A 25,678-nucleotide genomic window follows, 5' to 3' on the forward strand; every position below is an offset into this window, starting at 1 on the left:
TCAACGAAGCAGCAGCATGCGCTGAGTGCGGCTCTGGCCGCCGGCGCTCAGGCGCTGGAAGTAGAGCCCGCTGCCCAGTTCGCGCCCGGACTCGTCGCGGGCGTCGAAGCGCAGGCTGTGCGCGCCGGCGGGCAGCTCGCCGTTCTGTAACACGCGCACGCGCTGCCCGGCCAGGTTGAAGATCTCCAGCCGCACGGGGCCGGCCTGGGCCAGCGTGAAGCGCAGCGTGGTCTCGGGATTGAAGGGGTTGGGCCGGTTTGGCTCCAGCCGGAAGGCCGCCGGTTGGGCGGGATCGTCCACGGCCGTGCCGGCGTCCAGCACGTCCAGGCGCAGCACGCGGGCCTGGCTGCCGTAGCCCATCTCCTCGCCGCGTCCGTCGTACCACGCCAGCCAGGCGTCGCCCTCGGGCGCGGGGGTCAGCTGAGGTACCCGGGCGAACAGGTGGGCCGGGGTCAGCAACTCATTGAACAAATCAGCCGGCGTGGATTGTCCGTCCACCAGCTGACGACCTTTCACGCGCAAGCCCTCGCCGCTCCAACTCAAGGTGGAGGCCGTCAACAGCGCGTGCTCGGTCTCCGTGTGCACCAGCGTCATGCCGCTCTGGCACTCTGCGTCCGCCTGGGCGATCTGCCAGACTTGTTCCACCCCGCCATCCGCCGCCAGGCGTTCCACATGCACGTGGTGGCTGCTCTCATCGCCCAGTTCGCAGGCCAGCCAGAAGCGCCCCAGCGGATCGGACTGCACCTGCACATCGTTTCCCCAGGCAGGCGCCCAGAACCGGCTCCATGCTTCCTCGCCCTGGGAATCCAGGCACAACAGGCTCAGGCGGGGAATTCCTGTGTCATACGTGAAACTCGTGAGCAACAGGTGGCCCGCGTCCAGCACGTGGGACTCGAAACCAAATCCCCACAGGTCCACCGGCAAATCCAGCCGGCGGCCACGCCCCTCTTGGTCGGAGTATTGCGGCAGCCCGGCTTCGTCGAAGAGTTGGAGGTAGAGGGAGCTACTTGCGGATTCGCGCAGGTGCAGGATGGCGAACACCCCGTCCGGCGCGGGGGCCAGGCCCGCCAGACGCCAATTGCCGGCCGACGGCGGCGGGATGAGCAGGCCGTTGTCGCCCCACAGGATGTGGCCTTCCCGGTCCAGGCGCTGCAGGCGCATCTCCGTCGACGGACTGGACCACTGGTCATAGCCCACATAGACGCTGGACTCGCCGGCCGCCAGGTGGCGGTCGAAGTACTCCGCGTAGTTGGTCTGCTCCAGCATGGCCGGATTCACCGGGCTGAGCGGGGTCAGGACGCTGCCGTCCGCGCCCAGGCGCTGGAGTCCCAGGAAGTAGCCTTGGGTTTCCGGCCGCCAGATCATCTGCAGAATCCAGACACCATCAGCGGTCTGCTGTGTCACCGGCTCGTTGTAATCGTCGCGCTCCTGCATGGGCCGCTCCAAGACTCCCCAGCCCCGTTCGCCACTCTGCCCGTCGACGGACTGCAGCCAGTCGGACTCGCTGTCGCTCCAGTAGAACAGAGGCGCGGCGCCATCGTGGATCAGCCGGGGGGGCCCGCCCCACTGGGCTTCGCCGCGGAAGCAAACCGCCTGCTCCGGTGTCAGCAGGTCCTGGCCCTGCAGATCACGGCGCACGATGTTCACGGTCAGATCCAACGGGTTCCGCCAACCCACACGCACTTCGCCCGCGGGACCGGGCTGCAGGTCCCACACCGCTCCCGGGTTGCCGGGCTGGTTGAATCGGGCGGTTTCGGCGCTCCAGAGCGGCGTGCCCGTCGGACTCAAGCGCTGGAGGTATTGGGTCTCATCCTCGAGCTGCAGGTAGACGATGCCTTCGTCGTCCTCGGAGAACCAGCGCAGCTGTCCCGGATTGCCACCGCCGATCAGGTCCAGCCAGGGCGGGGCGGCCCACAGGAGGCGGCCCTCGCCGTCCAGCCGCTGGGCCTGCCAGCCCGCGGCCGTGCTGTAGGCCAGCGAATAGGGCGGACCCGGCGCCTGGGCCTTGGCCAGGCTGAGATCCTGGACCCCATTTGCCACGGTCACTCCAGCGGTCGGCCAGAGGGCCAGCAGACTGGAGTCGAGGAGTTGGACCCGCAGGTTTTCGTTCGCCCGCCACGCCGCCAGCAGGCGGCCATCACCCGTGGACGAACAAGCGAAGCGGTCGATGACCGCACCGGCTGGCGTGATTTGTACGGGTGCCGGCGTCAACCACTGTCCGTCCGGCCGGATGCCCAGCACATAGCCGGTCTGGGACGAGCCGGATGTGTAACACAGCAAGAGATCGCCCAGCCCGTTGTCGCTCAGTTGAAAGCTATAGGTGGAGATGGGAAGAGGCAGGCCTTGGGCGGGGAGATCGGGATCCGGCAAGCCGCCGGGTTCCACGTGCTGCACCGTCAGCGAGTCCGTCCCGCTGCACCACACCACCCAGGCGCCGGTGCCGTCTGCATGCAGGCGGCGATATTGGTCGGCCCGGGAGCGGCAACGCTCCGACAGGTCGCGGCAATCATCCTGCGGCGTGGGCACCCGCGGCGCCACCACCAGATCCGCCGGCCAGAGGAAGTCGCCGGCGGGACCCACGTGCTGCAGCCGCAGTTCGCCATCGGATTCATCCAGCATCTCCTGCCAGAGGACATAGGCGCCGCCTGCGCCATCGGAGGCCAGCGTGGGCGTGTAGGGTGTGATCACGGAGGCTTCGTGCACCAGCGCATCCACTGGCCCCAGCCCTTCCACCTGGGTGTACCAGGCTCCGCCGGCAGACGGGTTGTCCAGCGGGTAGCTCTGCAGCATCAGCCGGCCCTGGCCGTCGCGCATGTCGCACCAGGCCAGCAGCCAGTGATTTTCATCCAGGGGCAGTGACGCTCCGCTGAAGGCCTTGGTGGGGAGCGCATAGAGAACCGTACCGGCGGGCCGATCGGGCCAAGCCACGGGCAGTGGCTGGGCCAACAGCAACGCAGGTAGGATCAACAGAAGCAACAGCGGTCGCATGGGATGACCTCGTTAGAGGGCTGGGTGTGTGTGGTTAATACAGAGCAACATGCGGGCCAAGAGCCTGGTTTGGCCAAAACTGAGCGAAACTCAGAGTCAACGCGTTGATACACAATGAAAATGATTCGGGTCGGTGCGGTTTCTCCCTGAACAATGCCAAGGGTTGCCGTATAAAAGTGGGGTCAATTGTGCGGCATCTGTAAGAAAAGCCAATGGTGTGGTAAAGACTTGTCGGCGGCCCTGCCTGTGAAAGGTGAAGGAGCGGGCCGTTGTCTGGAAGCCCCCTGGCGGGACCCATGCAAAAAGGGCCCCCGGTGGGGGACCCTTTTGGCGGGAACGTCTGGGAATCGAACCCAGCCAGGACAGGTGCACTGCCCCGCAACGGCTTTGAAGGCCGCGGCCTCCACCAGGTCGGCATCCATCCCCGTGAGGGGAATATCAGCAACCCGGCGGGGCGCGGCAATGCCGGCGGGAGCTTTCTCCAGTTCTTGGCTCATGGGCCTCGCCTTCCAGCCCGAAGCCTTGGTAGGTTGGACGGGCAGGGCGAGGAGTTCGCCACGCCAACCAGAAAGGATCGAACATGAGCGAGCGGGCGATCCCCGTGGGTGGGATTTGTTGGGAGGAACTGCAGAGTGCGGATCTGTCCCGGGCCGTGCCCTTCTATCAGGAGCTGATTGGCTGGGAGACCCGGGCCTGGCCGCTCCCCGACGGTTCCATCTATACCCTGTTCGGGCCGGAGGGCGGCGCCGTGGCGGGCGCGCAAGTGCACGCGCCGGCCCAGACGGGGGAGTTCCATGGCTGGCTCAGCTATGTCTCGGTGGCGGACGTGGATGCCGCGGCGGCCCGGGTGGACGCGCTGGGCGGGCGCGTGCTTCTGGCGCCCCACGACATTCCCGAGGTGGGGCGCTGCGCCGTGCTCCAGGATCCCGAGGGCGCGCTCTTCGCCCTGATGTGCTTCCTGCAGCCCGCCGAGTACCCGGAGAATCCGCTGGGCTTCTTCTGCTGGCGCGAGCTGATGGTGCGCGACGTGGCGCGGGCCCAGGCCTTCTACGCCGGCGTGCTGGGCTGGACCTGCCGGGCCATGGCGGGGATGGAGGGTTACCAGACCTTCCTGGCCGACGGCCACGAGGTGGGCGGGTTGATGGCCATCACGGAGGACATGGGACCGGCCCCGGCCCGCTGGACACCCTACCTCACGGTTCCCGATGTGGACCGCCAGGCCGTTCGGGCGCAGGAGTTGGGCGGAACGGTCTGCCTGCAGCCCGTGGACGTGCCCGGCGTGGGGCGCTTTTGCATCGCGACGGATCCCGCCGGCGGCACGCTGGCCCTCATCACCCTGAACGCGAGGTGAGCACGCCCAAGCGGATTCCCTGCTGCGGCGCAACCACAAGGGGCCACGAGATGGATCACGACAGGATGGGGGTGGGAATGCCGCGCCGCCGCACGCCGATCCCCGTGGTTGCGCTGCTGTCTCTGCTGCTGGTTGCCACGTCCGTGGCGGCCCTGCCCGTCGTCGATCCGACCACCATCGGACTGGTGGAGCAGGTGGAGCGCGGCCCGCGGGTCAAACTATCCCTCGAGCAGCTGAGCGCCTGCGTGGTGGAGGAAAGCGGGGCGCTCTGGCTGGATCTCGCCCGGGCGGACACGCTGCTGGACGGCAGCCCGCTGGACGCCGCCGCCGTGACGGGCAGCGTCTGCGCCGGTCCCTGGCCCTTCGAGGCCGAGGAGAGCGGCTACAGCTACCGGCGCTTCCGCCTGGAGCGCCGGGTGGAGGGCGGCCGCGTGGAACTGCCGCTCAAGGGGTTGTTCAACCGCAACCTCAACAGCGAGGGCTGGACGGAGACCGGGTCCGTGCTGGTGCGCGTGGAACTCTCCCTGGCCCGGCCCGGGGCGGACGAGCCGCTGGTGCTGGCGGACATTCCCCTACGCTTCCGCCGGGATGGAGAGGCGTTGCGGCGACTGCCGGCCCTGCTGGAAGGACCGCTGCTCTGCAAGGTGGACAGCCGCGCGCCCGGCATGGCCAGCGTGGCGCTGAAGACCGACCTGCCTTGCTCCGTGGCGCTGGAGCTGGACGACGGACTGTGCGTGCAGGCCACGGGCGCCGGGCTTTCCCACGAGATCGCGCTGCGGGGTTTGTCCACGGAGCACGAGCTGCGCTACCGCGTGCGCCTGGCCGGCGAACCCGCCACGGAGTGGCTGGATCTGCCCCTGCCCGGCCCCGGACCGGAGCCCATCCGCTTCGCCTACTGCGGCGACAGCCGGGACGAGGACGGCGGCGGCGACCGCGGCTACCTGGGCGTGAACCTGCACGCGCTGGAGCCGCTGCTGGGGCTGGCCTACGTGAACGGATCCCAGGCCCTGCTGTTCGGCGGCGACCTGATCAGCGGCTACACCACCCACCCGGCGGACTTCCGCGCCCAGCTGCAGGCCTTCAAACAGGTCACCTCCGGCTTCTGGCGGGAACGGCCGCTCTTCGCGGGCATCGGCAACCACGAGACCCTGCTGCGCATTTTCCGGGGCGACAAGATCGACTGGTTGGGCATGGACCGCTGGCCGTATCACGCAGAGAGCGCGGAGACCGTCTTCGCGCAACAGATGTGCAACCCGGAGAACGGTCCGACCCAGGCGGATCCCGACCTGCCGGGCTACGCCGAGACCGTGTTCAGCACGCGGCTGGGCTGTGTCACGGCCCTCTTCCTCAACAATGTCTGGTGGTACAACGAGCACGAGGAGCTGACGGGCGGCAATCCCCAGGGCTACCTGCTGGAGGATCAGCTGCGCTGGCTGGAGGAGCAGGTGGCCGCCGCCGACGCGGACCCCGCCTGCGCGCACATTGTGGTGGTGGCCCACGAGCCCGTGTTTCCCCAGGGCGGCCACGTGAAGGACAGCATGTGGCACGGCGGCGACAACAAGGTGCGAGCCTGGAAGGCGGCCGCGGACGGAAGCCTGGCGCCGCTGGGCCCGGGCATCCTCGAGGTGCGCAACCGGCTGTTGCACATCCTGGCCGCCAGCCCCAAGACCGCCGCCGTGCTGGCCGGCCACGAGCACGCCTACGCCAAACTCCTGCTCACTCCCGCAACCCCGGCCGGCGACCCGGCTCGGGACGACCCGGACGGCGACGGCCGCTTGTGCGAGGACGGCGAACCCTGCTCGCCCGTGCCCGGCCTGCGGCGTCCGCTCTGGTTCTTCACTTCCGGCAGCGCCTCGCCCTGGTACGCCCAGGAGCCCACGCCCTGGGCCACCTGGTGGAAGGGCCAACCCGGCGGGGAACGGGCGTGCTCGTACACGTCGCAGGAATCCGTGCTGCTCTTCGACGCCACGCCGGAGCGCATTGGTCTGCGCGTGCTCAATCCCTTCGGCGAGGAGCTGGACCGCATCGACAACTTGAAGGAGCCGCGCCCCTGAGCGGTCCAGGCCTGGCTGGAAGAAGCTCCGCAGCCTCGTCCAGCCGGGCGGAGTCGCCGCGAACACCCGCCGGAACCCGCGGGGTCTCAGTGGGGAATGCCGGTCGGCAGGTCAGGAAAGCCTGTGCAGCGGCTTGTTCCGGCTGTGATTCTGGACTCGTGTTCAGTAGATTGTGCGCGCCATTCATGGAGACGCCATGCCGCCGCGCACCCGCCGCCTGTTGTTCGTCATCCTGTTGTTGCTGGGTTCCGCCTGTTCCCGCTCCTCGCAGCCGGCCGACGAGGGTCCGGTCCAGCTGGAGTTCGCGGTGGTGGAGGCCCTGCTGGGTCCCCCCGTGCAGCTGGAAACCCCGCGCCTGAGCCTGCGCCCGCCCAAGGAGTGGGCGGAAGTGGATTCCAACCGGGTCCGCCTGCTGGGCGGACAATTGGCCCAGCCGCAGGACTCGTCCTTCCTGCTGACGCCCGTGCGCGTCTTCCTGGACCCGGCCACCGGCTGCGCGCTCTTCGTCTCCACCTGGAGCGCGGATTCGGCGCAGACCTGGAAGCAGGTGGAGGCGCGGCAGCGCGCCCGGCTGGACGAAACGGCCGCCGGCCGCCAGATCAAGCACGACTCCTTCATCCTGGCCGAGCAGTCCTGTCTGCAGTCCCTGATCCAGGACAGCCTGCGCGTGAACTTCAAGCTGCTGCTGGCCGGTGGAGTCCAGCTGGACTACCTCGTGCCGCGCACGATCTACGAATCCCAAGTGGAGCTGATCGAATCCTCCCTCGGCTCCGTCACCGTCCCACATCAACCCTCTCAAGACTAGGAGAGCCCCGATGAAGTTGGTCAAGTTTGTCGCTCCGCTCCTGCTGCTGGCCCTGTTGGCGAGCTGCACGGCCCACATCCACACCGTCGGCGACGGCCCCAAGGGCAGCACGGTGCTGAAGCAGAAGCAGTGGTACGTGCTGTTCGGGCTCATCCCGTTGAACACCGTGGACACGAAGGTCATGGCGGGCGACGCCGAGGACTATCAGATCAAGACCGTCTCCAACGCCGACGACGTCCTGATCAGCATTTTCACGAACTACGTGTCGGTCCACTGCCGCACCGTGCAGGTGACCAAGTAAGGCACCGGCCTTGTCCATACGCCAAGGGCCCCGGATTCCGGGGCCCTTTTTGTGAGACAACTGTGGGTCGAGCCCGCGGGCGGTCCGCTCAGGCCTCTCCGCCCGCGTCGCCAGCCGCCGTCGGCAGTCCCAGCGTGGGCTGGTCGCCCGCCTCGGGCAGCGCCTCCACCTTCTTCAGCTTGTCGCCCATGATGCGCGTGTCGTCCTGAGCCTCGGCCAGCACCCGGCCGGCCTCGCCGATCTTGCGCTGCGCCTTCTCCAGCGTGTCACGGAAGCTCTCGAACTTCTTCTTCACCACGGCCAGCATCTGCCAGACCTCGCTCGAGCGCTTCTGGATCGCCAGGGTCTTGAAGCCCAGCTGCAGGCTGTTGAGCAGCGCGGCCAGCGTCGTGGGACCGGCGATCATCACGCGGCACTCGCTCTGGATCTGGTCCGCCAGCCCGGGCCGGCGCAGCACCTCCGCGTACAGGCCCTCCGTGGGCAGGTAGAGGATGGCGAAGTCCGTGGTCTGCGGCGGCGCGATGTACTTGTCGCGGATGCTGCGCGCCTCCTGGCGGATGCGCTGCTCCAGCTGGCGCACGGCGGCCTCCACGCCTGCCGGATCGCCCTGCTCGGCGGCGTCCACCAGCCGCTCGTAGTCCTCCTTGGGGAACTTGGCGTCGATGGGCAGGAAGACCGGCGTGTCGTCGGCGTCGCGCCCGGGCAGGCGCACGGCGTACTCCACCACCTCGCCGGAACGGGGCTTGGGCTTGTACTGCCGCACGAACTGCTCGGCGGTGAGCATCTGCTCCAGTAGGTTGCCCAACTGCACTTCGCCCCAGGTGCCGCGCGCCTTGACGTTGGTGAGCACCTTCTTCAGGTCGCCCACGCCCGCCGCCAGCCCCTGCATCTCGCCCAGCCCCTTGTGGACCTGTTCCAGCCGCTCGCTCACCTGCTGGAAGGACTCGCCCAGCCGCTTCTCCAGCGTCTCGTGGAGTTTCTCGTCCACCGTGCGGCGGATCTGCTCCAGCTTCTCGGCGTTGTCGCCGCGCACTTTCTCCAGCTGCTCGGCCACGCCGCCGCGGACCTGCTCGAGCTGGCTGCCCAGCTCCGCGCGCAGGCTCTCCAGCCGCGCGTCCAGCGTGCCCCGCAGCGTCTCCAGCCGGCCCTCCAGGGTCTTGCCGAACTCGTCCAGTCGGCCGGCCTGCTCCTGGCGCTGGCTGCCCGCCTCCCGGGCCAACCGCTCGCGCAGCTCCTCCAAGCGACCGGAGAAGTCCGCCAGCTGGCGCTGCTGCGACTCGCCCAGCGCGCTCACCGGCTCGCGCAGCGTGCGGCCCAGCTCCTGGACCATGCCGCTCAGTTCCGTGCGCAGCGCGCCGGAAGCGGTCTGGGTGTCCCGGCGCAGCGCGGCCAGCTCGTCGCGCAGCCGCTGCTCCAGCCGGGCCAGCTCGCTTTGCAGCGGGGCCAGGTCCGGCGCCGTGGGTCTCCGCAGCACCAGCACGAGCACCAGCGCCACGAGGATCAGCAAGAGCAGCAGGGTGAGATAGGGCAGCATGGGGGCCTCAGTGTCCGAGGATGGTCTTCTGCTCCACCTCGAGCACCAGGGCTTCGAAGAGGCGTAGCACGTCGCGGTTGGTCTTCTCCAGATGGCCGGCCAGCAGGATGGCGATCTGGTGCAGCAGGCGCCAGCCGATCTCCGGGTGCTGGTCGCCCAGCCGGATGAAGGCCTCGCGCCGCAGGACCCAGCAGCGGCAGTCTGTCCGGGCCGTCACGGTGGCGATGCGCTCGCCGCCGCCCACCAGCGCCACCTCGCCGAAGAGCGGGTGCTGGCCGGAGTTGAGGATGGCCCGGGTGAAGGGTTCCTGGTCCATGGTGTAGTCGAAGACCGTCACTTCGCCTTTCACCAGCAGATAGGCGCAGTCCCCGTGCTCGCCCTTGCGGATGATCTCGGCCCCGGCGCGGTAATCCTGCTCGTCCAGCGAGGCGGCCACCAGGGCCAGCTGGTCGTGGTGCTCGGAGATGGGCTTCATCAGCAGGAAGGCGGACAGGTGCTCCAGGACTTCGGGCGTGGGCTTCATGCGGGGTTCTCCTGCTGACGCTTCACCACCACGGCCAGGCTGCGCGGCTTCAGCACGTGGCCGGCGGGCGGACATAGCACGGGGTGGTGGGGCTGCACCTGCTTGGCCTCCCGCAGGCGGTTCACCAGGTGGCTCACGTCCGGCGTCTTCTGGGCCTCGCGCAGGGCTTCGCGCTTGATCTGCAGGGGCGAGCCCACGTTCTCCACCAGCCCCACCAGCATCACGCCCTCGCGGTCCAGGTAGCGGCGCTCCAGATCGGCGAAGGTCTGCCCGATCAGGCCGCCGGGGATCTCCTCGAAGCCGAAGAACGCGCCCTTGTCGAAGCGCAGCAGGTCGTAGAAGACGTTGCCCATCCCCGGCGAGACCAGGATCTGCGCGGCCATGGCGCGCCGGAAGGCGCCGGGATCGATCAACTCGTCGGCGCCGGCGTCCTTGACGTAGCGCACGAAGCGCTGCTCGCGCACCTCGGCGCTCAGGTGGGCTTCCTTGTTGAGCTGGCGGAAGGCCATTACGGCCAGCAGCGTGCGGGAGTCCGGGGCCGGGTCGCCCTCGTCGGCCAGCACCAGCGCCATGGCCGCCCGGGCGGCGCCGGCGCGCTCCAGGTCGGCGGCCTTGGTGATGTCCCCGGCGATCACGTGCAGGCCGGCCAGCTCCGGGCGGTTCTGCAGCGCCGAGAGCCGGTCCATGTCCTGGCCGCTCACCAGCACGATGTGGTCGGCGCGCGAGGTGGGTCCGTAGGTGACCAGGGATTCCAGGATCCCGTCCAGATCGTCGCTCCAGCCGCAGACGATGGTGTGTCCGCTCAATTGGTCCATGCGTCCCAGTCCTCGCAATTGCAGCAGCCGTTGCTGCAGGATGTAGCTGCCCGCCCGCGCCGCCGCCGTGGCCACCACCGTCACGCCGGCCACCACCACCAGGATGACCAGCGCCTTGCCGCCCTGGGTCCGCGGCGTGATGTCGCCGTAGCCCACCGTGGCCGCGGTGGTGACCCACCAGTAGAGGACGTCCAGCGGGGACTTCAGCAAGCCCTGGTCGCGCTCCAGGTGCCAGAACAGCCAACAGGAGCCGCCGAAGAACGCCGCCAGGCCCAGGCCCAGCCGCCAGAAGCTGGGCTGTTTGCTCCAGGACGGCCCCTTCATGCGGACCAGCCGGCGGGACGGGGCGTGGGGTGACGACGCGTACTCACGCCGGTGCGCTTCCCGGGGCGTCGAACAGCTCCAGCACGGCCTGCGGGGGCCGTCCCAACCGGGCCCGGCCGTCCACCAGGCAGATGGGTCGCTCCAGCAGGGAGGGATGCCGGGCCAACAGCTCCAGCCACTCGCGCCGGCTGCGCGTGTCGCCGCGGCTCAGCCCCAGCTCGGCGAACAGCGGCTCCTTAATGCGCATGAAGTCCGGCGGCTCCAGGCCCAGCGCGTCGGCCAGGGCCTCCAGCTCCGCCACGCTGGGCGGCTGCTCGAGGTAGAGGACGAGTTCGGGCTCCACGCCCTGCCCGCGCAGCAGGGCCAGGGTTTCCCGACTCTTGGAGCAGCGGGGATTGTGGTACAGGCGGACAACTGGCATGACGTCTCCCGGGCTGGCGATGGGCCAAGATACCACGGGATGGGTCGCGGGGCGAGGCATGCGGACAGTGGCGCGGCGAGGCCTCATTCAATAGGTTGGAGCCGTCCCGCGAACAGCGGAATGAAATCGCCTCCATTCTTGCGTGCGTACGTGAAATCATCGAAGACACCACCCACTGCCTCCGTTCCGCCCCCGGCGGCCGGACGGCCTCTCTCTGGCCCGGCGCTTCCGGGCCTGCCGGGTCGCTTCTTGACCCAGTCCATCGGTCCCGTCGTGTTCGGCGGCCTCACCCTGGCCCTGCTGCTGGCCCTGGGCGTGGGATTGTGGCTGGACACGCGTTCGCCTGACGGCGCGGCCAACCCGGCGGACGGCTTTTGGCACCTGATCCTCCATCACCACGCCACGGACAGCCTGCTGGCCCTGAGCTTGGTCGTCCTGCTGGTCGTGCTGGTGACCCGCCACCGGCAGCGGGGCCTGCTGCTGCTGCGGATCTTGGAACACGATGTCACGGCCCTGGCCATGCGCGACACCCGGGGCCGCTTCCTGTTCGCCAACCACGAGTTCCAGCGCCTGCTGGGATCGCCGGAGAGCGGGCATCTGCTGGCCATTCTCGGGGCGGCCGGACCGAACCTGGACGAGAGCTGGAACGTGGAGCAGCGCTGGATGCGCCTGCAGAGCCGGCCCGTCTGGCGCGGACAACGGGAGTTGGGCTCGCTGATCGTCATCACGGACGAGACGGCCCAGCGGCAGGCCGGCGAGGGCCAGCGCTTCCGGGCCTTCGCGGGCCTGGTCACCCATGAGTTGAAGACGCCCATGACCCCGCTGCGCCTGGGTCTGGACCAGATCCAGCGCGAGGTGGAGCGCCTCCAACGGCCCCTGCCGGAGACCTTGCAGCGCGTGCTGGGCCGCATGCGGGCGGACCTGGACACCATGAGCCGGCTGCTGCGGCAGTTCATGGCCCTGGCCGGCGAGCGCCGGGTGCAGGAACGCTTCGATCTGAAGCTGCCCCTCGAGGCCGCGCTGGAGCGGACGGGCGTGCGGCAGCTGCCGCTGGTGGGCTGCATATGCCGCTTGCCCGAGGGTCCGGCCTGGGTGGAGGGCGATCCGGAGATGATGACCATGGTCCTCTCGGGCCTGCTGGCCAACGCGCTGGAGGCCATCTCGCGCCAGGGCCGGCTAGAGATCGAACTGCTCCCGGACTCGGCCAGCGCGCCCCAGGCCTGCTGGAGCCTGACCCTCCTGGACGACGGCCGCGGCATCGCGCCCCATGACCGCCGGCACATCTGGGAGCCGGGCTACAGCACGCGCAAGGACGGCTACGGCTACGGCCTGTATTTCGCGCGCAACACGATTCTCGACATGAACGGGCAGATCAGCCTGACCAGTCCGGTGGGGGGTGGAGCGCTGATGCGCATCCTGCTGCCGGTCGCGGGGGCCGGATCTGCCCCGCGGCCCGTGGCGTCGTTCCCCGCAGCCGAGGAGTCAGCAAGCAGATGAACCGCAGCGCACGAATCATGCTGGTGGAGGATGACCAGGACGTGGTCGCCTCGCTGAGCGAATCCTTGAGCAGCCAGGGCTACGAGATCGATTTCGCCGAGGACCTGACCACGGCTCTGGTGCTGCTGACCACCCGCCCACCCGATCTGGTGCTGCTGGACATCCACCTCCCCGGCGCCCCGCGGGGTGGGCTGGAACTGTTGCGGCGCCTGCGGACCATGTCCCCGCGCCTGCCCGTGATCATGGTCTCCGGCAAGGACAGCAAGGAAAACCTGCTGGAGGCCGGCGGCCTGGGCGTCTGCGCCTTCCTATCCAAAGGGGAATTCGGCGAGCAGGACTTGTTTTCCGCCGTCGTCCAGGCCCTGGAGAGCCGGCCGCCACGCGCGGGCGAAGAGCGCGGCGGCGTGGGCCGCTTGTTGGGCGAGAGCCTCTCCATGCGCCGGCTCCGCTCGCAGATCCAGCGCTTCGCCCCGCTGGACATGCCCGTGATGATCACCGGCCCCACCGGCTGCGGCAAGGAACTGGTCGCCCAGGCCCTGCACGAGGAGGCGCCGGGCCGCTCGGAGCGCCCGCTGGTGGTGGTCAACTGCGCGGCGATCCCCGAATCCATCATGGAGAGCCACCTGTTCGGCCACCGGCGCGGGGCCTTCACGGGGGCCATCCAGGACCACCCGGGATTGATCCAGCAGGCCAACGGCAGTTCGCTCTTCCTGGACGAGGTGGGGGAGCTCAGCCCGGCCGCCCAGCAGCGCTTCCTGCGCTTCTTGGAGACCGGCCAGATGCAGGCCGTGGGAGACCGCAAATCCTCCCAGGTCCAGACCCGGGTGATCACGGCCAGCCACCAGGATCTGGTCCACCAGGTGCGCATCGGCCGCTTCCGCGAGGACCTCTGGTTCCGGCTCAACGTGCTGACCGTGGAGACTCCGACCCTGAAGGAGCGGATGGAGGATCTGGAACAGCTGTGCCGCCACTTTCTGGACCAGGCCTCCCAGCGCAACCACCTGCCGCCGCGCCGCTGTTCGGAGGCGGCGCTGGACGTGCTGCGGCGGCACGACTGGCCGGGCAACGTGCGCGAGCTGCGCAACCTGATGGAGCGGTTGGTGGCCACCTCGGACACGCCCTGGGTGGAAGTGGAGGAACTGCACGCCCTGCTCCCTCATCATCCGGAATTTCACCAGGGCGCGGCCCGGCCGGCGGGAGGCGAGGACTCAGGTGTTGGAATTTTCCCACACTGTGTGGAAGAAATCCAACCCTTGCGCAGCTGGCGCGTACAGCAAGTGCAGAACTACGTGCAACATGCCCTGCGACTTTGCGGGGGCAATGTCACCCGGGCAGCGGAGTTGTTGCACATCGACCGCACCACGCTCTATTCCTATACCACCAACCCGGTGGCCCACAAGGACATTTCGTAGACAATCGCTCCGGCGCACGGCGCGGGCCGGATTTGGGCATACGTTTTGCAATTCCAACTGTGTTCGAGAACGGACCCACTTGGCAACCAAGTGCAGGACTTATGCTTGATCCGCCTGCGAGATTGGTCGTCATGGAGTTGAACCGGGGGGGCTGCAATTCCAACGCCGGATCTTGAATCGGTGGAACGAGTTGGGCGGACCGCAAGGCCCGCCCTTTTTTTTATGGCTGGCCCACAAAGAAACCGGCGCCGCTGGGGCGCCGGTTCAGGAATTGCTTGCGGGGGTGGGATTAACCCAGCAGGCCCGCAACCATGGACGGAACGTTGTTCGCCTGCGCCTGCATCGCGATGCCCGACTGCATCAGGATCTGGCTACGGGTGAACGCGGACATCTCCTCGGCCATGTCGGCGTCCCGGATCGTGGACTCGGAAGCCACGATGTTCTCCTTGGCGACCTGCAGGTTCTGCACGGTGGCCTGGAGCCGCGAGACGTAGGAACCGATGCGCGTGCGCTCGGTGTCCTTGATGTTGATGGCCGAATCGAGGGTGTCAATGGCACTCTGGGCGGTGGCGGTGTTGGTCAAATCAACGGATGAAAGACCCAGGCCGCTGGCCGTCATGTCTCCCAGGTTCACGTAATAGAAATCCTGGTTGGAGACGTTGTACGTGCCAATGTGCAGCTTGATGCCTTGTCCACCGGGGCCAGCGGCGCCTTGCGAATAGGTTCCGTCAATGAGATGCAGACCGTTGTAATTCGTCACGTCGGCAATACGCGTGATTTCACTCTTCAGCTGCTGGAATTCCACATCCAGATAGCCTCGGTCCAGTGAAGTCAGCGTACCGTTGGAGGCTTCAACGGACAGCGCCCTCATTCGGATCAGCTTCTCGTCAATCGTCGCCAGCGCACCCTCTGCGGTTGCCAACATGTTGATGGCATAATTGGCATTACGCTCGGCTTCGGTCATGCTGCTGATCTGCGCACGCATTTTTTCCGAGACGGCCAACCCTGCGGGATCGTCCCACGCATAATTGATGCGCAGGCCGGAAGAGAGCCGGGTGACCGCCTGGTCCAGCGAATTTTGGGTGTTCATCAGCGTTCTGTGAACCCCAATCGCCAGCGGGTTTTGGTTGATTCTCAAGCTCATCAGTCACTCCCCTGTTCGGATAGACCTGCTACTACAGTCCCAAATTCTCTTTTGCTTCCTGTACACCGAGATGCTATAAGCGCCCCCCGCCCGCCACATCCTGTCTCCCCTAGCGACGCGCGGAAATGGGCTGAACAACCTTTCGGGAGCTTTTTTGATTTCTACAGTCCGCGCGCCGGTTGGGACGACCTGCGGGTGGCGAGCTCCGACCCGCCCGCCGGCGGAGGGCCGGCAATCCGCATGGGATGACCCGGGAATCCACATGCCTATCAATTGGTTGCTCCCGTTTCGCTGTACCGCGGAAGCTCCGGCCGAACTCCGGCGGCGCTGGGCAAAAAACCCGGCCGGGCGGCAGCCGAGTTAGGAAGTTGCGCAGTCCGGTTTGGGCGGCTCTTGGAAGGGCTCCGCCGGCTTTGCCTCAGTTGGATTCCTGCCCCCCAAACCATACTCTCGCAGCACCCCCGAATCCAACCGGTGTCAATCCAGGTGATGCGCATGCGAAAATGCTGGCTGGCGGTCCTGCCGCTCTTCTGGTCCTGTGCCGACAATCTGCCGGAGGCTCCGCAAGACTCCGCCCGACTGGTGGCCCTGGACTTCCCCGACGTGATCGTGATGGATTGGCCGGATCCGCTGGAGTTCCGCGTCCAGGCCGAGCTGCCGGAGGACGGGGACTGGAGCGTCGTATTGCGCGTCAGCGGGCCGGGCCTGCCGGACGTGAACTATCTGCTGCTGGACGACGGCGACCAGCAGACCCTGGCGCAGCCCGGGCCGGGCCAGGCCGACCACAGCGGGGACAACGTGCCCGGCGACGGCTGGTTCACCACCCGGCTGGGGGCCAACTTCAGCGCCGCCACCGGCAGCTACACATTCCGGGCCCAGCTGCTGGAAGCGGGCGCCGAGCGCGACTTCCGGCAGGTGACGCGCGAGCGCGTGCTCAACCGCGCCCCGGAGATCCTGGCCGTGACGGCCCCGGACACGCTGCCCTCGGGCGCCAGCTTCACGTTGAACCTGAGCGCCGCTGATCCCGACGGGCCGGAGGATCTGCTCCAGGCCAGCTTGATCCAAAGCGGTGGCGTCCTGCGCAGCTGGTCCTTCGTGCGGCAGGACGACAGCCTCTTCACCCTGAGCGTCGGCCCGGAGCTGGCCGCCGGCCGCCAGGGCATGGACACGCTGCACGTGGAGCTGCTGGACCGCGTGGGCAATTCCGCACAGCAGGAACTGGTGGTGGAGCTGGAGAACGGTCCGCCCAGCCTGACCGACGAGAGCTTGGCGGTCTACCAAGTTCTTGAGGACCTGAGCTTGGTGGAGATCGCCTTCTCGGACACCCTCCACCTCTATAGTCCCGGGACAGATCCCACCCAGGTCCACAACTACCTGTTCGTCATCGATGCCTCTGACCCGCAGAGTTTGGCGGACCTCACCGGCGTCACGTGGGAGATCGACCCCGTGGACGGATCACCCAATCTCCCCGAGCACGCGATGGAGGACCCCACGGAGAGCGGTCGCTTCCAGGGACAGTTCCAGCTGGCCGGCGTGGCGGACGGCACCTACAACGACAACCACTACACCTTCATCTTGCGCGCCTTCGACGCCTTCCACGAGCCGGTGCAGGTGGAGCGGTGGATTTTCATCCACAATCCGGGTGACGGAGCGCCGCCCCCGCCGCCGGGACGCTTCCTGGATAGGCTGAAACCTGGGCGGGCGGGCTCCACGACCATCCTCGGATGGGAGGACGCGCAATGAGGCGGGGACTGTTCCTCCTGGGCTGCCTGTTGCCGCTGCTCGCCGGCGCGGCCGCGGATTCCACCGACCGTCTGCACTTGCGCCCCGACGCTCTGGGCGGCCTCTTCGACGAGGATCTCAACCCGCCCTATCCGGGCATGGTCAGCAACTCCGTCACCCAGCTGCGCGTGGTGGTGGAAGGCGCGGACACGCTCGTCTACGGCTCCAACAGTTTCGGCGTGCTGCGCTCGACGGACTTCGGCCAGAGCTTCGTGACCTTCACCGACAGCTGCGGCGTGGGCCGCGGCGGCGTCTCCGGGCTGGCGGCGGTGCCCGGCCTGCTGGCGGCGGCCACGGTGATCGACACCTCCATCGCCAACGTCCAGGGCGCGGGCACGGGGATCGGTTACTCGCTGGATCGCGGCGCCAGCTGGACCTGGCTGGAGCAACCCATCGACAGCGTCTTCGACACCAGCATCGATCCCCACGACTGGATCGCCGTGGACTGCGAGACCGGCGACAGCCTGGACTACCTGATCGAGCTGCCCAACCGCACGCCGGTGGAAAACATCTCCTGGAGCCTGGCCCTGGAGGGCGACAGCGCCATCTGGGCGGCCTCCTTCGCCGGCGGCTTCCGGCGCTACGATCTGCGCACGGGCTGCTGGCGCCTGCAGGTGCCGGACGACGATCCCTTCCAGCCCGTGGAGCACTTGAACCACCGCGCCTTCAGCGTGCTGGCCGGCCAAACGGGAATCTGGGCGGGCAGCGCCGGCGGGCTCAATTTCCTGCCCTGGGATTCCCTGCGCGACCCCGGGCGCAGCCTGCTGGGCGGCGGCTGGCGGCACTTCGATTTCCAGCACACCCAGGTGGACGGCAGCCCCACCATCACGGGCAACTGGGTGGTGTCGATGGAGAACCACCTCCTTCCGTCAGGTGGCGAGGAGATCTGGGTGGCCGGCTGGGCCACCTATTCCAGCGTGGGCGACTACTACGGCCTCTCCTGGACCGCCGACGACGGCGCCAGCTGGACGGAAGTCGAGGACCTGCGCGACGTGAAGATCTGGGACCTGGCCTTCGACGGCGAAGACGTCTGGGTGGCCAGCGACGACGGGCTCTGGAAGTCCAACCGCCACGGCGAGGCGGGCAGCTGGTCGCGCTACCCGGCCATCCGCGACGCCGTCACCGGGCGCGAGATGATCACCGAGACGGTCTACGCCGTCAAGCTGGTGGGCGGCCGCCTGCTGGTGGGCTCCACGCGCGGGCTGTTCACCAGCACGGACCGGGGCAACAGCTGGCACTCGGTGCACCACGAGCCCGCCGGCGCGCTCTTCTTCCCCAATCCCTTCTCGCCCCGCGTGCATGGCCTGGCCACCGTCTCCGTGGCGGCGCCCCGCGCCGGAGGCGTGACCATCCGCATCTTCGACTTCGCGATGGATCTGGTGAAGACCGTGGCCGACGGCGTGGCCGTGCCGGCGGGCCAGAGCCGCGAATTCTACTGGGACGGCACCACCCGCTCGGGCGAGCCCGCCGCCAACGGCGTCTACTTCTATTCGGTGGAAGGCCCGGGCATCCATAGCTGGGGCAAACTGATGGTGATCAAATGAGCGCGGGCACCCTCCTCTTGACGGCCTGCGGCGCCGGCCTGCTGGTCCTGGGCGCGGCCCGGGCGGACGAGAACAGCAACGGCGGCACCGCCGGCGCCCTGCGCCGGGTGGGCCAGGGCGCGGCCCTGATGGCCATGGGCAACGCGGGCGCGGCCTTTCCCATGGGCCCCGAATCCCGGCTGGTGAACCCGGCCCTGATCGGCTGGGGCCATGTCCGCAAGGCCGGCCTGGACTGGTACAAGCTCTCGCTGGACCGCAGCCTGCTGGGCGTGCACGTCTCCTGGCCCCTGCGGCCCATGGGCGCCTTTGGGCTCAGCTACCAGCGGGCGGGCGTCTCGGACATCCCCGAGACCACCACCTGGGGCGAGCCCACGGGCAACCAGATGGAAGCCTCGGACAACCTGTTCTCCTTCGGCGTGGCCCTGAACCCGGCGCGCTTTTTCGCGCTGGGCCTGAACATGAGCGTGCTCAGCAGCGGCTTCAGCGGGCTGGACGGTTCCACTGAAATGAAAGAGACCACCGCCGCCGTGGATCTGGGCCTCTCCGTCCGCCCCACCGACAAGGTCTGGGTGGGCCTGAGCCTGCAGAACCTGGGCGGTTCGCTGGCCTGGGATTCCAGCCCGCTCTGGGGCGCGGGCGGCTCCGGCGGGGACGAGGACGAGCTGCCCGTCACCTTCACGCTGGGTCTGGCCGGGGAGTTCGTCCAGGAGCGCCTGCTGGTCGTGGCCGACTACGAGGCCACGGACGTGGACGCCTGGGACCTGCGCGGCGGGCTGGAGTGGCGCTCGCCGACAACTGAGCTGGGGCGCTGGGCGCTGCGGGCGGGCTGGGATGACGGCTCGCCGGCCCTGGGCCTGGGTTTCGCCTGGCCCTTCCAGACCTTCGAGGCCGGGCTGGACTACGCCGTCACCTTCCATGAGAACGATCCCGACGAGATCCACACCATCAGCTGGCGCGTGGCTTTCTAAGCGGGCTTGAAGGAGCACGATGAACACCACCCTCGCGCTGTCGGCCCTATTGCTGCTGGTCGGGACTTCCCGGGCGGCCACGGGCCTGGCCTTCCTCAAGATTGCCGCCGACGCGGGCTCCGCCGGACTGGGCGAGTCCACCGCCGGGGCCTGGGAAGACGCCCTCAGCCCGCTGCGCAACCCGGCCACGGCGCCCGCCGACGAGCGCTGGCACCTGGCCTTCACGCGCGCGGACTGGATCTTCGAGAGCGACTACTCGGCCCTGGCCGTGCAGCTGCCGCTGGGGCGCTGGTCGCTGGGCGCGGACCTGCGCGTGCTCACCATCGAGGACATCGAGCAGCGCGACTCCCCCGACCCGGAGCCGGAGGGCTACTACCGGGTGGACGACCTGGCCTATGGCCTGCGGCTCTCGGCGCCGCTGGGCAAGTCCCTGCGGGCCGGCGCAGCCCTGCGCCGCGTCCAGGAGAAAATCAACCAGGAGGACTCGCGCGGCTGGGTGGGGGACCTCGGGCTGCGCTGGGAGCGCCCGGGCGCGGATCCCTCGCGCCTGCTGGGCGTGTCGCTTGCCGTGCGCAACCTGGGCTCCAGCTCCGAGTTCGTCGACGAATCGCCGGATCCGCCCCGGACCTTCAGTCTGGGAGTGGAGCGGCGCGGCCCCCTGCCGCTGGTGGGCTGGACCACCAGCCTGCAGGCCGAGGCGCGTCAGTTGCAGGATGAGGACACCCATCTCCATCTTGGGGTCCAGACCTTCCCGGTGGGCGGGCTGGCGCTCCGCGGCGGCTGGATGACCGGCTACGACGAGCGCGGCGGCACGCTGGGAGTGGGCTTCGTCTGGCGCCAGATGAAGCTGGACTACGCCTGGCTGCCCTTCCGCAACGCGCTGAACGACAGCCACCGCTTCACGTTCTCCTTTGCCATGTGACACCGCCCGGGCGGTGGAATAGATCAGCGACAGTGTTTGAAGGAGCATTCGCAATGGCCAAATATCGGATCGCCTGGCTGCCGGGTGACGGCGTGGGCAACGACGTGATGGACGCCACCCGCCCCGTGCTGGAGGCCCTGGGCTTCGACGCGGAGTACATCCACGGCGACATCGGCTGGGAATATTGGTGCCGCGAGGGCAACCCGCTGCCCGACCGCACGCTGGAGGTGCTGCGCAACACGGACGCCGCGCTGTTCGGCGCCATCACGTCCAAGCCCAAGGAAGAGGCGGTGGAGGAGCTGGCTCCCGAGCTGCGCGGCAAGGGCCTGGACTACTTCAGCCCCATCGTGCGCCTGCGGCAGGAGTTCAACCTTCACACCAACCTGCGGCCCTGCAAGGCCTACCCGGGCAATCCGCTCAACTTCAAGGAAGGCATCGACCTGGTGATCTTCCGCGAGAACTCGGAGGGCAGCTACAGCGGCGTCGAGTTCCACCCGCTGCCCCAGCAGGTCTACGATGCGCTCTGCCTCAATCCGAAGATGAAGAAGTTCGGCGCCGCCGGGCTGGAGAACATCGCCCTTTCCACGCGCATCGTGACGCGCCAGGGCTGCCAGCGCATCGTGCGCGGCGCCTTCGAGTTCGCGCGCAAGTTCGGCCGCAAGAGCGTGACCATCGTGGAGAAGCCCAATGTCCTGCGTGAGACGGGCGGCCTGATGGTGCGCGAGGCCCGCAAGATCGCCGCCGAGTACCCGGAAATCCCCATGTGGGAGACCAACATCGACGCGCAGTGCATGTGGCTGCTCAAGAACCCCTTCGACTATGACGTGATGGTGGCCGAGAACATGTTCGGCGACATCATCAGCGACCTGGCGGCCCAGCTGGTGGGCGGCCTGGGCTTCGCCGCCAGCGGCAACATCGGGGACAACTACGCGGTCTTCGAGCCCACCCACGGCAGCGCGCCCAAGTACTTCGGCAAGAACAAGGTCAATCCCATGGCCATGTTCCTCACGGCCAAGATGATGCTGGACTGGCTGGGCGAGACGAAGAAGGCCGAGCAGCTGGAAGCCGCCATCGCCGCCGTGTTGCAGGACGGCCAGGCCCGCACCTACGACATGGGCGGCACCACGGGCACGCGCGAGATGGGGCTGGCGGTCATCGCCAAACTGTAATCGACCACTGGACCGGACCGGTGGCCGCGGGAGATCCGTGACACCTGCCGACAACAGACGACCGCGCCGCGGAGCGGGCCCCCACCGGCCCGCTTCGCGGCCTTTTTTGTTCCTGGGCTTGCTCGTGGCCTGCGGCTGCGCGCTCTTCGAGCCCCGGGACAGCCGGCGCCCCGACGAGGGCGAGGAGCTGGACTGGCGGCCGCCCATCAGTCCGGACGCCGTGCTGGAAAACCTGGGCACGGTGGTCCAGGCGCTGGAGCCCGGGCTCTACGAGGAGCTGCTGGCGGACAGCGGCTGGGCGCGCTCTTTCCGCTTCGTGGGCGACGCGGCCGCCTCCGGCGGCGAAACTCACTGGGGCCTGGAGGAGGAGCTGGGCGCCTGGCAGCGGCTGACGGACCAGTACCGCGCGGCCGAAGTGCGGCCGCTGCTCAGTCTCCTGCGGACGGACTCGCTGCTGGCCGGGGACTCGGCCAGCTACTCGGTGGACTACCGGCTGGATTTCCCCGCCAGCGCCGACCAGCTGGCCGGGAGCTACGCCGGCACCCTGCGCCTCACCCTCTCGCGCAGCCTGCGCACGGGGGACTGGGCCATCCACCTCTGGGAGGACTGGGGCGCCGACAGCCTGGCCTCCTGGACGCAGCTGAAACAGGCCTTCCTATGGCCTTGAGCTTGAACCACAGAGGCACGGAGACACAGTGGAGGCCCCTGAAGGAGAAGATGGCTCCGCCTGGATTGCCGGCCAATGATCCAAGGCGACAGGATCCAAAGTTCAAACGCTCCCTCTCTGTGCCTCTGTGCCTCTGTGGTGTTCTCCTGATGCTCCAGGGATCGTGCGAGAATCCCTTCGCCCCACCCCTGGGCGACCCCACCAGCCTCTGGACGGACCAGAGCACCGTGGGGGGGCTGCTGGAGAACTTCCGCAGCGCCTACATCCACCGCGACAGCCTGCGCTACGCCGAATGTCTGGCCTGCCCGGACTACCAGTTCAACTACTTCAACACCGAGCTGGGCGAGTACGAGATGATGCCGCGGGAGACGGATCTGGTCTCCACGGGCCGGCTCTTTCGGCATTACAACGAAGTAGACCTGCGCTGGGTGGGCCTGGGCGATGAACTGGCCGCGCTGGAGACAGCGGACTCGCTGATCCACTTCACCCTGCTCTTCGAGCTGCGCCTGGACCAGGAGCTGATCACGGGACACGCCAATTTCAGCGTGGTGAAGGCCGCACAGGTTGTTGAGTTCTGCCAAAGTCCGATCTTTGCCGACGAGCCGGTCTTCCGCATCATCCAGTGGGACGACGATTTGTGACACGCCCCCACGGCCTGCCAGCACTGCTTCTCCTTCTCCTCCTGGGCTGGGTGGGTGGCGCGAGCCATGCCGCCGGACGCATCCTGCTCATCCTGGACGACATGGGCCACGGCTACGGCCGCGCCCGGCTGGAGTCCTGCTTCGCGCTGCCGCCGACGGTCGCCTTCTCCATCATCCCGGGCACGGCGCAGGCCGCCCGGACCGCCGCGCGCTGCACGGAGCAGGGCCGCGACTACCTGGCCCACCTGCCCTGGCAGCCGCTGCAGCCCGAGGGCCCGCCCGAACGCCTGCTGGCCCGGGTGGACACGTCGCCGGAGCGGCTGGCCCGGATCCTGGAGCAGACCCGGCGCGAACTGCCCGCGCTGGTGGGGGCCAACAACCACCAGGGTTCGCGGGCCTGCCTGGACTCCGCGTTCCTGGAACGCTTCGCCCTGGCCTGGCAGCCGCTGGGCCTGCCCTTCGTGGACAGCCGCACGGTGGCGGGTTCCCGGGTGCCGGCCGAGCTGGGCGCCGCGGGCATCGCGGTCTTCGAAAACCAGCTCTTCCTGGATCACGTGGACGAGCGCGGCGCCATCGCCGAGAAACTGGCGGAGCTGGAGCAGCTGGCCCGGCGGCGGGAGTTGACCATCGCCATCGCGCACCCGCGCCCCAACACCCTGGCGCTGCTGGGGCCCTGGGCCGCCCGCTTGCCCGCGGGACTGGAGCTGGTCTCCGCCACCGCGGCCCTGTTGTCCCCGCCGGCCCGGGACTGGCTGGCCCAGGGACGGACCCCGTGGCCGGGCGTACCCTGGTCGGCGCCGGCTGTCCCGGCCGGCCACAGCGAGCAGGAGGATTGAGATGCGTCTTGGAGTGAACATCGACCACATCGCCACGCTGCGCCAGGCCCGGCGCGGCCTGGAGCCGGATCCCGTCCACGCCGTGGGCATCGTGGAGCGCGCGGGGGCCGACGGGCTGGTCTGCCACCTGCGGGAGGACCGCCGCCACATCCAGGACCGCGACCTGCGGCTGATCCGCGAGCTGGTCACCACCCACCTGAACCTGGAGATGGCCGCCACCGAGGAGATGGTGCGCATCGCCCTGGACGCCGCGCCGGACATGGTGACCCTGGTGCCCGAGCGCCGCGAGGAGGTGACCACCGAGGGCGGGCTGAACCTCAAGTCCGGCGGCGAGGAGCTGGCGCGCCAGATCCGCGTGCTGCGCAACCACGGGCTGGTGGTCAGCGTGTTCATCGATCCGGACCTGGACCAGGTGCGCGAGGCCAAGCGCCTGGGCGCCCAGTTCGTGGAGCTGCACACGGGCGACTACAGCCAGCAGCGCGGCGAAGAGGAATTGGAGCAAGCCGCCGAGCGCATCCGCGAGGCCGCCATCGCCGCGCGCCGTTTCGGCCTGCGGGTGAGCGCCGGCCATGGCCTCAACTACCACAACGTGGCGCGCATCGCCGCCATGCCCGAGATCGAGGAACTCAACATCGGCCACAGCATCCTGGCGCGCGCGGTCTTCACCGGCGTCGAGCGCGCCGTGCAGGACATGCTGCGGGCCATCGGGCGGTAGAAAGGCCAGTGGACGCGGTGGGAACGTCTGTCATCCCACAGGATCTGTCATCCCAGCGAAAGCTGGGATCCCATGGCAAACCAGAGTCTCGACGCGCAGCATTGAACAGGACAATTTGGGCGGAGGAATGACAATGGGATTCGATGAGAAAATCCATGGCTTGATTCAGCGCCTGCCTTCACTGATCGATCACCTTCCCACTGAAGAGGCCACCAAGAACGCCCTAGTTATGCCCTTCATTGCGGCGCTTGGCTATGACGTCTTCAATCCACACGAGGTCGTGCCCGAGTTCACGGCGGATGTGGGTCTGAAGAAAGGCGAGAAGGTCGACTACGCGATCAAGCGCGATGGGGAGATCATCATTCTCTTTGAGTGCAAGAAGGTCAAGACCGACCTGAGCCACGCCGAGATGAGTCAGCTGTTCAGGTACTTCGTTGTGACCAAGGCGCGCATCGCAATCCTCACAAACGGCGTCAACTATTGGTTCTACTCAGACCTGGAAGAGCCGAACAAGATGGATCAGCGGCCGTTCCTGGAGTTGGATCTCAGCGATCCAAAACCTGCTGATCTGACGGAAGTGAAGCGCCTTGCGCGAGATGAGTTCAATTTGGACCGCATGTTGAGTGCGGCGAATGATCTCAAGTATCTGTCAATCTGCAAGAAAATCCTGGCCGCTCAGATTGAACAGCCCGACGAAGAGCTCGTCAGGTTCTTCTATGCAAGGGCAACCACCGGTGGTCGATTCACCGCTTCCATCAAGGAGCAATTCACTGCGCTCGTAACACGGTCTTTCCAGCAGTTCATTAGCGAGAAAATCAGCGACCGACTTCGGTCTGCGCTTCAGAATGAGAGCAATGTCTCATTGCCAATGACTGAGATGGCTGGTCCTGAGATAGTTGAGTTGATTCCAGAGGAAAAGTGCGTGACAACTGAGGCCGAGGCCGAGGGGTATCGCATTGTTCGTGCCATTGTCTGTCGGAATGTTGCACCAGAACGAGTCGTCATGCGCGACTCTCAGACGTACTGCGGAATTCTACTTGATGACAACAATCGTAAGCCGATCTGCCGTTTAAGATTCAATGCCAAACAAAAGTACCTGGGAGTGTTTGGCGCTGACAAGCAAGAGACGAAGATCCCCATCCTAGAGTTGACCGAGATCTACAAGCATGCGGATGAACTGCTCGCGACTGTGGCTTCGTATGATCAACAGAAGAGCTAGCCAAACCCAGATGCCGTGAGGCGCCTGGAGAACTGCACGGCCCATA

General features: G+C 67.8%; 22 protein-coding genes and 1 tRNA gene. 16 read left to right on the top strand and 7 right to left on the bottom strand.

Annotation, left to right across the window (positions count from 1 at the left end):
• Together WC326_03830 and WC326_03835 are read right to left on the bottom strand one after the other, a co-directional pair.
• Entirely contained in the window at positions 1–2,988 is a 2,988-nt protein-coding gene (locus tag WC326_03830) for a FlgD immunoglobulin-like domain containing protein (protein MFA7330184.1), read from the bottom strand.
• Positions 2,989–3,316: 328 nt separating this feature from the next.
• Positions 3,317–3,414: transfer RNA gene (locus WC326_03835), tRNA-Sec, on the bottom strand.
• A gap of 154 nt (positions 3,415–3,568) precedes the next feature.
• On the opposite strand from WC326_03835, the gene WC326_03840 reads away from it, so the two are divergent.
• The 4 genes from WC326_03840 (at position 3,569) to WC326_03855 (ending at position 7,499) form a co-directional block, all read left to right on the top strand.
• Positions 3,569–4,339: a VOC family protein gene (locus WC326_03840; GenBank protein MFA7330185.1), complete on the top strand. Its 771-nt coding sequence runs from the start codon at positions 3,569–3,571 to the stop codon at positions 4,337–4,339.
• Between the two features lie 77 nt (positions 4,340–4,416).
• On the top strand, positions 4,417–6,393 hold the full coding sequence (locus WC326_03845) for a hypothetical protein (GenBank protein ID MFA7330186.1): 1,977 nt from the start codon (positions 4,417–4,419) through the stop codon (positions 6,391–6,393).
• 196 nt (positions 6,394–6,589) lie between these two features.
• Complete coding sequence (locus tag WC326_03850) at positions 6,590–7,198, top strand: hypothetical protein (GenBank protein MFA7330187.1); 609 nt, start codon at positions 6,590–6,592, stop codon at positions 7,196–7,198.
• A gap of 10 nt (positions 7,199–7,208) precedes the next feature.
• Positions 7,209–7,499 (top strand): hypothetical protein, encoded by a 291-nt coding sequence (locus tag WC326_03855; protein ID MFA7330188.1) that lies wholly within the window; start codon positions 7,209–7,211, stop codon positions 7,497–7,499.
• 88 nt (positions 7,500–7,587) lie between these two features.
• Here WC326_03855 and rmuC read toward each other — a convergent pair whose 3' ends face one another.
• The 4 genes from rmuC to arsC are packed head-to-tail and all read right to left on the bottom strand — an operon-like array spanning position 7,588 to position 11,116.
• Positions 7,588–9,033 (bottom strand): DNA recombination protein RmuC, encoded by a 1,446-nt coding sequence (gene rmuC, locus WC326_03860; GenBank protein MFA7330189.1) that lies wholly within the window; start codon positions 9,031–9,033, stop codon positions 7,588–7,590.
• A 7-nt stretch (positions 9,034–9,040) separates the two neighbouring features.
• Positions 9,041–9,556 (bottom strand): cyclic nucleotide-binding domain-containing protein, encoded by a 516-nt coding sequence (locus WC326_03865; GenBank protein MFA7330190.1) that lies wholly within the window; start codon positions 9,554–9,556, stop codon positions 9,041–9,043.
• Entirely contained in the window at positions 9,553–10,695 is a 1,143-nt protein-coding gene (locus tag WC326_03870; protein MFA7330191.1) for a potassium channel family protein, read from the bottom strand. The genes WC326_03865 and WC326_03870 overlap by 4 nt, the downstream gene beginning before the upstream one ends.
• A gap of 43 nt (positions 10,696–10,738) precedes the next feature.
• Positions 10,739–11,116, bottom strand: coding sequence for an arsenate reductase (glutaredoxin) (arsC, locus tag WC326_03875; protein ID MFA7330192.1), 378 nt, complete (start codon positions 11,114–11,116; stop codon positions 10,739–10,741).
• Between the two features lie 249 nt (positions 11,117–11,365).
• Here arsC and WC326_03880 point away from each other — a divergent pair, with 249 nt between their 5' ends.
• On the top strand, positions 11,366–12,613 hold the full coding sequence (locus WC326_03880) for a HAMP domain-containing sensor histidine kinase (GenBank protein MFA7330193.1): 1,248 nt from the start codon (positions 11,366–11,368) through the stop codon (positions 12,611–12,613).
• Complete coding sequence (locus WC326_03885) at positions 12,610–14,025, top strand: sigma-54 dependent transcriptional regulator (protein MFA7330194.1); 1,416 nt, start codon at positions 12,610–12,612, stop codon at positions 14,023–14,025. The genes WC326_03880 and WC326_03885 overlap by 4 nt, the downstream gene beginning before the upstream one ends.
• Positions 14,026–14,314: 289 nt before the next feature.
• On the opposite strand, the gene WC326_03890 is transcribed toward WC326_03885, so the two are convergent.
• A complete protein-coding gene (locus WC326_03890) occupies positions 14,315–15,169 on the bottom strand; it encodes a flagellin (GenBank protein ID MFA7330195.1) in 855 nt (284 codons plus the stop codon).
• A 495-nt stretch (positions 15,170–15,664) separates the two neighbouring features.
• Here WC326_03890 and WC326_03895 point away from each other — a divergent pair, with 495 nt between their 5' ends.
• The 10 genes from WC326_03895 to WC326_03940 all read left to right on the top strand — a co-directional run bounded on the left by WC326_03895 (position 15,665) and on the right by WC326_03940 (position 25,632).
• The gene (locus WC326_03895; protein ID MFA7330196.1) at positions 15,665–16,912 is read left to right on the top strand and encodes a hypothetical protein; all 1,248 of its coding nucleotides are present in this window, start codon (positions 15,665–15,667) and stop codon (positions 16,910–16,912) included.
• The gene (locus WC326_03900) at positions 16,909–18,495 is read left to right on the top strand and encodes a FlgD immunoglobulin-like domain containing protein (GenBank protein MFA7330197.1); all 1,587 of its coding nucleotides are present in this window, start codon (positions 16,909–16,911) and stop codon (positions 18,493–18,495) included. The genes WC326_03895 and WC326_03900 overlap by 4 nt, the downstream gene beginning before the upstream one ends.
• Complete coding sequence (locus WC326_03905; protein ID MFA7330198.1) at positions 18,492–19,463, top strand: hypothetical protein; 972 nt, start codon at positions 18,492–18,494, stop codon at positions 19,461–19,463. Before WC326_03900 ends, WC326_03905 begins: the two co-directional genes overlap by 4 nt.
• A gap of 19 nt (positions 19,464–19,482) precedes the next feature.
• Positions 19,483–20,385 carry a PorV/PorQ family protein gene (locus tag WC326_03910; protein MFA7330199.1) on the top strand — a complete coding sequence of 301 codons (903 nt, stop codon included), beginning with the start codon at positions 19,483–19,485 and terminating at the stop codon, positions 20,383–20,385.
• Positions 20,386–20,438: 53 nt separating this feature from the next.
• Positions 20,439–21,554: an isocitrate/isopropylmalate dehydrogenase family protein gene (locus WC326_03915; GenBank protein MFA7330200.1), complete on the top strand. Its 1,116-nt coding sequence runs from the start codon at positions 20,439–20,441 to the stop codon at positions 21,552–21,554.
• Between the two features lie 106 nt (positions 21,555–21,660).
• Positions 21,661–22,221, top strand: a complete 561-nt coding sequence (locus tag WC326_03920) for a hypothetical protein (GenBank protein ID MFA7330201.1) — start codon at positions 21,661–21,663, stop codon at positions 22,219–22,221.
• A gap of 149 nt (positions 22,222–22,370) precedes the next feature.
• Positions 22,371–22,862, top strand: coding sequence for a hypothetical protein (locus tag WC326_03925; protein MFA7330202.1), 492 nt, complete (start codon positions 22,371–22,373; stop codon positions 22,860–22,862).
• Positions 22,859–23,698 carry a divergent polysaccharide deacetylase family protein gene (locus WC326_03930; protein ID MFA7330203.1) on the top strand — a complete coding sequence of 280 codons (840 nt, stop codon included), beginning with the start codon at positions 22,859–22,861 and terminating at the stop codon, positions 23,696–23,698. The genes WC326_03925 and WC326_03930 overlap by 4 nt, the downstream gene beginning before the upstream one ends.
• Before the next feature lies 1 nt (position 23,699).
• Positions 23,700–24,413 (top strand): pyridoxine 5'-phosphate synthase, encoded by a 714-nt coding sequence (locus WC326_03935; protein MFA7330204.1) that lies wholly within the window; start codon positions 23,700–23,702, stop codon positions 24,411–24,413.
• 133 nt (positions 24,414–24,546) lie between these two features.
• Positions 24,547–25,632 (top strand): type I restriction endonuclease, encoded by a 1,086-nt coding sequence (locus WC326_03940; GenBank protein ID MFA7330205.1) that lies wholly within the window; start codon positions 24,547–24,549, stop codon positions 25,630–25,632.
• Positions 25,633–25,678 lie beyond the last annotated feature (46 nt).

It is taken from the genome of Candidatus Delongbacteria bacterium (assembly GCA_041675285.1).
In the GTDB taxonomy this organism is placed as follows: domain Bacteria; phylum CAIWAD01; class CAIWAD01; order CAIWAD01; family CAIWAD01; genus CAIWAD01.